Origin of the sequence: Geminocystis sp., from assembly GCF_041753295.1 — a bacterium.
GTDB lineage: Bacteria > Cyanobacteriota > Cyanobacteriia > Cyanobacteriales > Cyanobacteriaceae > Geminocystis.
Window position 1 is genome coordinate 1 of sequence record NZ_JBGSUU010000095.1, and the last position, 9,544, is coordinate 9,544.

5 protein-coding genes, 1 tRNA gene and 1 pseudogene are annotated in these 9,544 nt (G+C 31.2%); 4 read left to right on the forward strand and 3 right to left on the reverse strand.

The annotated features are described in order from the left end of the window. Positions 1-187 precede the first annotated feature (187 nt). Both ACEW8E_RS10820 and rppB read left to right on the forward strand, forming a co-directional pair. Positions 188-280 (forward strand): annotated as a pseudogene (locus ACEW8E_RS10820) (DNA-binding response regulator); the annotation flags it as partial. A 136-nt stretch (positions 281-416) separates the two neighbouring features. Further along, complete coding sequence (gene rppB / locus ACEW8E_RS10825) at positions 417-1,295, forward strand: two-component system sensor histidine kinase RppB (protein ID WP_373480361.1); 879 nt, start codon at positions 417-419, stop codon at positions 1,293-1,295. Between the two features lie 46 nt (positions 1,296-1,341). Here rppB and ACEW8E_RS10830 read toward each other — a convergent pair whose 3' ends face one another. Then, entirely contained in the window at positions 1,342-2,397 is a 1,056-nt protein-coding gene (locus ACEW8E_RS10830) for a Rieske 2Fe-2S domain-containing protein (RefSeq protein WP_373480357.1), read from the reverse strand. A 138-nt stretch (positions 2,398-2,535) separates the two neighbouring features. Beyond that, a complete protein-coding gene (locus ACEW8E_RS10835) occupies positions 2,536-5,670 on the reverse strand; it encodes an alpha-mannosidase (RefSeq protein ID WP_373480358.1) in 3,135 nt (1,044 codons plus the stop codon). A gap of 259 nt (positions 5,671-5,929) precedes the next feature. Between ACEW8E_RS10835 and ACEW8E_RS10840 the strand changes: the two genes are divergently transcribed. Continuing rightward, complete coding sequence (locus ACEW8E_RS10840) at positions 5,930-8,659, forward strand: DUF3769 domain-containing protein (RefSeq protein WP_373480359.1); 2,730 nt, start codon at positions 5,930-5,932, stop codon at positions 8,657-8,659. A gap of 167 nt (positions 8,660-8,826) precedes the next feature. Then, positions 8,827-8,899: transfer RNA gene (locus ACEW8E_RS10845), tRNA-Phe, on the forward strand. 202 nt (positions 8,900-9,101) lie between these two features. Here ACEW8E_RS10845 and ACEW8E_RS10850 read toward each other — a convergent pair. After that, the gene (locus ACEW8E_RS10850; RefSeq protein ID WP_373480360.1) at positions 9,102-9,272 is read right to left on the reverse strand and encodes a hypothetical protein; all 171 of its coding nucleotides are present in this window, start codon (positions 9,270-9,272) and stop codon (positions 9,102-9,104) included. Positions 9,273-9,544: the final 272 nt, after the last annotated feature.

Genomic DNA, 9,544 nt, shown 5'->3' on the forward strand with positions numbered 1-9,544 from the left:
TACGAGCGATCGCTCGTCGGCTCTGGTACACAGCACGCCTCTGTGATAATTTAAGAGAGTAATAAAGATACGTGCGCGTAGCGTGCCTTCGGCATCACCTTATCTAAAAATCATACTTTAATTCAGCAACGCCAAAAATCCTTTACCAGTTTTAATGTTAACTGCGTTGGGGCAATGGGAAAATCGTGTTAAGGGATTGGATGCTGGAGCTGATGATTATTTGGTTAAGCCTTTTATTATGGAAGAATTGTTAGCAAGGTTACGAGCACTGAGAAGAAGAACTCCTCAAATTTTGACGGTGGGAAGTTATTCTTTAGATCATGGTAACAATATTTTATGTGTCAATCGAGTTAATCAACCTTCTCAGATGATTCCTTTAACAATTAAAGAATTTCAGATTTTTAACTGATGGTCATATTAATCAAAAAAATCATTCTTCTTGGGGTTACTTGCAAATTGGTCGTACATTAATATCTTTCGATGGTGAGACAGAAAGAATTAAATGGATTTTAATGATCGGATTTTTTATTGCTTTAATCTTTGTTACTATTTCTAGCTGGTGGCTTTCAGGGTTAGCAATGCAACCTATCTATAGTTCTTATGAAAAACAACAACAGTTTACGGCTAATGTAGCCCATGAGTTGCGATCGCCTCTTGCCAGTCTTTTAGCAACGGTAGAAGCAATAACTTGTCTTGGAAATCATCAACAAAATACTCAAACTTTACTTAATACTATTGAGCGACAAGGACGAAGATTAAGTAACTTAATTACAGACTTACTTCTATTGACAAGTCTTGAGCAAAATTCATCACAAAAACCTTTTAAGCCTTGTTGTCTTAATGATTTAGTCACGGATTTAACCGAAGAATTTTTAGAATTTGCCATTGCTTCTGATATTAACTTAACAAGTCAAATTTCCCCTATGGCAATTTATACTCTTGGTGATGAATCTCAACTTTATCGCTTAGTGTCTAATCTAATTTCTAATGCCATTCAATATACTCCCAGTGGAGGGGATATAATCATTAGCTTAGAGTCTTATGATTTTAAGGCTGTAATTAAGGTAAAAGATACGGGAATTGGGATTCCTCTTGATCAACAAAGTCGTATTTTTGATCGTTTTTATCGAGTTGATGGCCATCGCTCTCGAAAAACTGGAGGTACTGGATTAGGGTTGGCGATCGCAAAAGCAATTGCTCAAAAACATCAAGGCTATCTCACAGTAGAAAGTATAGAAGGCAAAGGAAGCATTTTTACTTTAGAGATTGTCAAAAAAAACAGGATTTTTGAATAAAGAAAGAAAAATATTAGTATTTCTCTATACCTCCTATTTCTTCTCATTAACACGATGAGGAAAAGTCACTGCCTTGAGTTAAGATTAACTTTTGTACTTTAGCAATAGCAGGATTAAGTTCATAACTACGACGAAAAGGATTATTTAAAAAGGATTCTTGTTCTTGTTTTATCATAGCAACATCTTGTCTCACTAAGCCATCAAGTAAACTTTTAGCAGTATTAAAAAGACTATTTTTGACAAAACGACGAAAACTTACGGGTAATTTATGTAAACGCCAAAAAGCCTCTAAGGAAGTAAAATGAATTAAATAAGCCTTAGTGGTAGTTTCATTAATAGGACAAAAAAGACAATAAATTTTAAAATCCTTGCCTAAAGTTGAACTCCAGTGAGGATAAACATAACTTACCGTTAAAGGTTCAGAATGTAAACGGCGTAAAGCAGGAAAAAATAACTGAGAAATTGACCAAATTTTGTCGATACGATAGTAACTTTGAGCATCATATAAAACATCTATTCTGTTTTCTGTAGCGGTTATTTCTTTTAAAGAAGCATCTGCCCATGCTTGATAATTATCATGTAAATGACCATGATACATATCCATTAAATTTTCAATCAAAAAAGAAAAATGCCCAGGGCAATCAATAGTAGTTACACTACAAATATAGTTAAGATGTTCCCACTCAGGTAATCCCATCGGTTTAATATTTTCGCTATCACCATCTCCAGCAAATAACCAAATAAACCCGTCAAATTCTTTAACTTGATAACGCTTTAACTGACACTTGGGTAGTTTTTGCTTTTGGCTTAAATAGGGTACAAAAGAACAATTACCATCACCATTAAAACGCCAACCATGATAAGCACATTCTACGTCATCAGAGACTATTTGACCATCACTTAATTTTACCTGCCTATGAGGACAACGATCTTCTAAAGCCTGAATATCTCCTTTACTATTACGAAAAAGTACTATGTTTTCATACCATAAAGTAACTCCGAGAGGTTGATTTTTTACTTCCACGCTACTTGCTACCACATACCAGTGATTAAGGCTAATGCCACAATTGCGGATATTTTGTTTTATATCTAAGTGTCCCATAGATGATAATTTTTGATAAAGTTTAATTGAGATGGGAAAGAGGAGGTGCAAAGAATTATTAACTATTCATTATTCATTATTCATTATTCATTATTCATTATTCATTATTTTGACATTTTCAATAAAAAAATTTGTTACTCATTCATCACTGAGAATAAAACTAAAAATTTGATAAGATTTTATTAATTTACTTTGATTGTTGATTCTCTCTTCCAATAAATTTACCCTAGTTTTTAGGGATAAATCTAAAATATTATCTAAGGATAAATTAGTTGATTCTCCATGACATTCATAACCTCGCAAAAGAATATTATTAGAATTATTTTCTGTGGTTTTTAATGCCATAAGTATCAAATTTTTCTCCTTGATATTAATTAATTCTGTGGTAGGGGGTAAAACAGGTAACTGTGATAAATTCTTATCTAAAAATAAAACTTGTAAATCAGTATTTAATTCATATCCTTTTTTGACTGTATTTGCTTTTTTCCACTCATATTTATGAGGATATAAACTATAAATATATTCATGATAACCTCGATCACATTTTTCATCAGGCCATCGTGGACTACGCAACAAAGTTAATCGTAACTGATTTGGTTTTACATCATAACCATATTTACAATTATTAAGTAAACTTACTCCATAATTATTATTACTTAAATCAACCCATTGATGTCCATAAACTTCCCACTGTGCTTTTTCTATCTGTGTTTCAGGCTTTGTTGTTCGTTTAATATTACCACAAGCAATGTCATAAGTAACGAAATTACTCTCAATATTAAAAAGAAAACTTACTTTTAATAAGGTATAATCTTCTTGCCAATAGACTTTATTTTTTATGGTTAATATTGATGAATTAAAATCTAATATATAGTCTTGAATAAATTTTGAACTTTTAAAACTTTTTTCTACTCTTATTATCTGTCTAAGTTTTCCTTTTTCTAACCATTGAATTGATTTTAAGGTTGGATTTTCTAATCGATAATTTTCATAATCAGGATTAATATTCCAAGCATCCCAATATTGTCCTTTGTCTTCAAATAATTGTAACTCATTACCATAACCTCCTAAAATTTCTTCCTTATTAATTTTGTCATAGTAACTGATTAAATTACCTGTTTTTTCCTCAATGATAATTTTTACATAATTATTCCCTAAAATAAAATCAAATGTAGAAAAGATATTATTGTTAATAATTAAATTATTTTTAGAGTTATTATTTTCTATAATATCCAAACAACTAACCGAATTAGGTATTAAATAAAAGGATTTATAACCAATACTAGGGATATTTTCCGCTAAAAATAGTAACTTGCCATTGTGAGAAATTTGCGTCTTTAACTGTTTTCCTTCCTCTTCAAATATTTGGTATTTATCTCCTTCTATATCTAACTCAATAATTTTTGATACTTCCCAATTTAAGGCGTTAAAAATTACGATTGTTTGACTATTTTCTCCTTCGATTTTCTCAAAATTTATATAACTGGCGATCGCTTTTAAGCTATCATCTAAAATAGATTGAGTATCGTTAATAACTTCTTCCCAAAGTTGATTTGCTTCGGTAAAAACAGAATTAATAGAAGTGCCGGGTAAAATATCATGAAATTGATTTAATAAAACTTTTTGCCAAATTTGATTGATTTTTTGTTGATTATTACTAGAAGTATCAAATTGAAAATTATATTTTTTATATAAGATTGTAGCTATTGTTAAGAATAATTCTCCTTGATAAAGTAACCTTTCACAATAACGATTAAAATATTTTTGATTCCCCTGAGTGGTATAACAACCACGATGTAACTCTAAATAAAGCTCATTATTCCATACTGGAAAATCTTGAGGAGAAATACTACTAATTTTATCTAAATATTGTTGTGCTGTGGTGAAATTTACTTCGGGGAAAAAAGGCGATTTTTCATAACGTTTTCCTACATCTAACATATCACGAGTAGGCCCTCCACCATGATCACCAACTCCCGGAAGCCAAAAAATATCTTTTAAACCCGTCTGACTTTCCCAATCAACACTATAGTTAGTCATGGTAATGGGATTTGTATCCATCACTCCAGCAACATTCGGAGGAGACATAGCCGAGAAAATGCGACTACCATCAGGAGATTGCCACCAAAAACAACCATGAGGAAATTTATTAGTATCATTCCAATGTAACTTACCCGTGACAAAATAATTAATTTCAGCTTGTAGTAAAATTTGTGGTAACTGCCAAGGAAAACCAAAAGTATCAGGCAACCATGCCACTTTATTATATTTACCAAACTTTTCTAAGAAATATTTTTGCCCATATAATAACTGCCTAACTAAAGATTCTCCACTAATTAAATTTACATCAGGCTCAACCCACATTCCTCCTAAAATTTCCCATTGATTATTAATAACAGCTTGTTGAATTTGGATAAATAAATAGGGATTATGGCTTTCTATCCATTGATATAGATAAGCTGTTGTATGTCCAAAAGTTAAGTATTTATGTTCTTTTTGTAAATTTAAAACAGAATTAAAAGTTCTTTGAGCAACTTCATAAGTTTCTTTAAGAGTCCATAACCAAGCCATATCTAAATGAGCATGACTGAGTAAATAAAAGTTACGTTCTTTGATATGATTAGATGCAAATAAAAGAGAATTTCTAATACTATTTAAAGATTCATGAAAAAGTTGTTGATTATCAACATTATGCCAATTAATTTTATTTACTTCAGTTTCTAAAATTATTTTTTCTTCAGGGTAAAACCTATCAATATATTTAGCTAAAATTGTTAATTCATTAGCAACAAAACTAGGATCAATATTATCATAATCGCTTTCATAAAGACATTTAGAAGCCATTAAACCACCAATGTCATGAAGTGGACTAATTAATCGTAAACTAATGATAAATTCTTGACTTTTTTCTGCTTTTTCCGTCAATAAAATGCGGGTAGAAGAATCAAATAAATCTCCTTCACAAACTAACTCACCATTAACGAAAATTTGTGCTGATTGCGCCCACCATGTCAAGGCAATTCTTAAACTTAAACCTTTTAAAGGATAACTATTATTTAAACTTTCAGGAATAACAATTTTTTGACTAAACCATCTAACTTTACTACCTTTTTCCCATACTAAATAATTCTTTTCATTAACTATTCCTTTGAGCCATTTTTCGGTTATATTTAACGGTGGTTTATCTAAATCTTCATCAGAAATATACCAATTATTTTGTATTTCTAATTCTGTTAATTTTCTTAATTCATTAATAATTGTCTGAAGATTCATAATAAGAAGAATAATAATTAGTAATTAATGATTAAACTGAAAAAAAAGTTAGCGTAATTTGTTGACAAAGAAAAAAATGTCTTGAAAAAAAGTTGATTTTATATTATTATGTCCATAATTTTGTCAAAAGTAAACTCTTTTAAGCCTTAACAAATTTAGTCATAGAATTAATTATCAATTCTCGATTATACTTAAGTTGATGAGTTTTAATACTTAATTTACTTGATCGATTATATTAATTTAGCTAGATATTGAGCCAATGATTCCCATTATTAGTAGTGTATTGATTGCCGCCACCCCTCATAATTTTGATACGTCTGAATTGACGGAAATTAATCATTCTCAATCATCTGTGCCTGTAACAGAAGAAAATATTATAATTGATAATAGCAAATCAGTAAAAGTTTTTTCCCCTAATTCATCGTCTTTAAATTTAATTTCTCAAGCAAAATTATCCCCTGAAAATATCAAATTTACTCCCCTAGACGTTAATTCATCTTCAGAAACTTTAAATAAAGAAGGAAAAATTCTTTTAAATAAAGAAAAACTTAACGATACAAATATTCAGCCATTATCTTCTAATTTAACGTCCCAATCTCAAATTCCTTTAGACGAGGGAAAAATTACTCCTCTAAATATTCATAAACAATCTTTAAACTTAACTAATCAAAAAAAAGTTGTAGCAGAAAATAACGAGATTATTAATAATAACATTGAAAAAAAATATTCCTCTTCTACGAATAATTTAGTAGAAAAAAAATTAGAATATATCCCTATAAATATTGTTGTAGAAAATCCTCCAGAAACTACAGCCGAAGAATTAGGAAAGCCTCTTAGTTTATCAGTAAATAATCCTCTATCTTCTTTTAAAATTGATGAAAAAACTTCCCTAAAATTCTTGACTACCAAACGATTAATTACTACCACTCGTAACGGTAATTCTCGACAGTTTGATTTTGATGTAAATTCTTCTTCTTTTGACATTGTCCAAGATTCTGAAAATATCCCCAATAACAGTCAAAATATTAATAATAACTTAGACAATAACCCAAAATCTGATAATGTTCAAAATAATTCGCCTAATTCTCCTAATGTAGTAGAAATTTTAGCTGATGAACAAGAATACCTAGATTTACAACAAATTGTCAAAGCGAAAGGAAACGTTGTTATTCGCTTCTCTAATGGCATCTTAATCGCAGACGAAGTTTTAGTCAATTTAGTTGATCGCATTGCCGTAGCTCAAGGAAATGTTACCTTAAAACGAGGAGATCAAACCCTCAGAGGTGATCGCTTTGAATACTACTTTGTGCAAGATCAAGGAATTATATTTAATGCTAACGGAGAAATATATCAACCAAGTTTAAGTCAAGACTTTCAGGTAGATACCGCCAATAATCCTTTACCTCAACAACCTTTGAGCCGACAATTTGAAGTAAACCAACCCCTAAGAAGAGTGGTTTCCACCGAAGGTTTTGGTTTTGCGGTAGGTAGCATAAGAGATTTATCTTTAGTACAACAAAGCGGCGGTGCGCCCGTTACAAAAAGTGGAGGGCAAATTAACCGTTTTCGTTTCCAAGCCGAAAGAATGGATTTCGATAGTGACGGCTGGCGCGCAACGAATATTCGTATTACCAATGATCCTTTTTCTCCTCCAGAATTTGAAATTAGAGCAGATACCGCCAAATTAAGGAATATATCGCCATTTCAAGACGAATTAACCACTACTAAGTCTCGATTAGTCTTCGATCAACGATTATCTATTCCTTTGTTTCAAGATCGCCTAATATTCGATCGCCGAAATCGTCGCCCCGGCTTATTCTCTATCGGTTTTGACGGAGAAGATTTAGGAGGTTTATTTATTGAAAGAGATTTTGAAATTTACAGCGATGAGAAAACTCTTTTTACCCTTACCCCTCAAATTCTATTACAAAGAGCATTTTTCCCTGATTCTTTCGTGGATGATAATGCTATTAATCCCGACGATAATGGTGGGTTACTCAATCCCTCTAGTTATGGTTTAGTCGCTAAAGTTACTACTGATTTTAATGAGCGTACAAATCTCAATGCTTTAATCAATGTAACAGGATTAGACTTAGACAACATCGATAATCGGCTTCGTGCTTCTACTCAACTAAACTATAAAGTAGGTAATTTACAATCACCCTATAACTTTAGTTTACAATACAACTACAGAGATCGTCTTTTTAATGGTTCATTAGGATTTCAAACCGTACAACAAAGTTATGGATTAGTAGCGACTTCCCCTTATATTCCATTAGGAAAATCACCTTTTGGCTTTATCTATCAAGGTTCAATTCAAAATGTTACAGCAGATACAGACAGGAAACAATTACTAGGGAAAAATCCTAGAGATAGTCTGACCAATTTAACTCGTTTTCAAGGTGCTGGTATTTTAAACGGAAATATCTTGTTATGGAGCGGACAACCTTTAGAAGCAACTCCAGAAAAAGGTTTAAAATATACATCGACACCCATCGCACCTTATTTAAGTTTGAATACAGGTTTAACCGCCGTAGGTAGTTATTACAGTAATGGAGATACCCAACCCAATCTCACCGCTACGCTTGGTTTACAAGGACAATTTGGACACTTTTCTAATCCTTTTTTAGACTATACAGGGTTTAATGTTAGCTTTAGTCAAGGCATCAGAGGAGATTTATCCCCTTTCTTTTTTGATCGTGCTGCCGATGATCAAGTATTATCATTAGGATTAACCCAACAAATTTATGGTCCATTACGGGGGGGATTACAGAGTTTTATTAACGTCAAAACCAATCAAGAAATTAGCACAGACTACTTTTTAGAATATAGTCGTCGAACTTATAATATTTTGATTCGTTACAATCCTGTATTACAATTAGGCTCACTTAATTTGCGTATCAGTGACTTTAACTGGGATGGTAACTCTTCTCCTTTTGAAGGTAATGGTATTCGTCCTGTAGTTGACGGAGTAATTCGGGGAAGATAATCATGATCAGTAATATTTATATATTCTAAAAAATCCTTATATTCTCAACCTTTCGAGTATTAACAAAGTTCTTTTTTTGTTCATTATTTAGGAATTTTTTAAAAATTTGAGTAAAAAACTTGCAATTATAACTAAACTTCGTTATATTAAATAAATGACGAAAGTCAGCCAGGATAGCTCAGTCGGTAGAGCAGAGGACTGAAAATCCTCGTGTCGGCGGTTCAATTCCGCCTCCCGGCATCTAAAATTAAACCTATTTTTCATTGTTACGAGGTCAGTTAATCCTCGTGTCAGAGATAATAAAAATAGCTAAACCCTAGATAAATCAATAACTTTAATTATTTTTGTCTATCATTTGTCCATCTTTCTAAATTAACGAGTTTTCAAGGTGATAGGCAATTAATAAACAAATTATGTCTATCAATTGTCTATCAAATAACTTTTAGTCGTTATCCTCATAAAACCATAAACTGTTAGCTTGAGTGTTTACTGCTTTTGTTTTAGCTTTGTATTCAGCTTCTATTTTTTCTTGTCTTAATTTTTTATATTTTTCTAAAGTTAATTTCCACCCACCACAGTCATCAAATAAATAATTTAAACCCACATTCCGCACTTCATTATGTAGTTCGCAAAAAACAATACTTGAATTATATCTAACTTTTATTCAGATATAGAAAATCTTTGTCTTCTGACTAAAAATTATAATTGTTTGACTATCTTTTTTATTTTTTGACAGCACAAATAAAGGCTTTTTTGACCTTATTTTGATTTTGCCTATTCTTTTTTCTTGTTTATTTCTTGTCTGTCTAATAACTATAATATTTTTGACATTTTTTACTAAAATATCCTAATATTTTCCTTATTTCTTCTGTTAAATTACTGACC

Bases quoted from the DNA above. Each gene is read 5' to 3' on its own strand.
- ACEW8E_RS10830 (WP_373480357.1), bottom strand. From the start codon at position 2,397: ATGGGACACTTAGATATAAAACAAAATATCCGCAATTGTGGCATTAGC.
- ACEW8E_RS10835 (WP_373480358.1), bottom strand. From the start codon at position 5,670: ATGAATCTTCAGACAATTATTAATGAATTAAGAAAATTAACAGAATTA.
- ACEW8E_RS10840 (WP_373480359.1), top strand. From the start codon at position 5,930: ATGATTCCCATTATTAGTAGTGTATTGATTGCCGCCACCCCTCATAAT.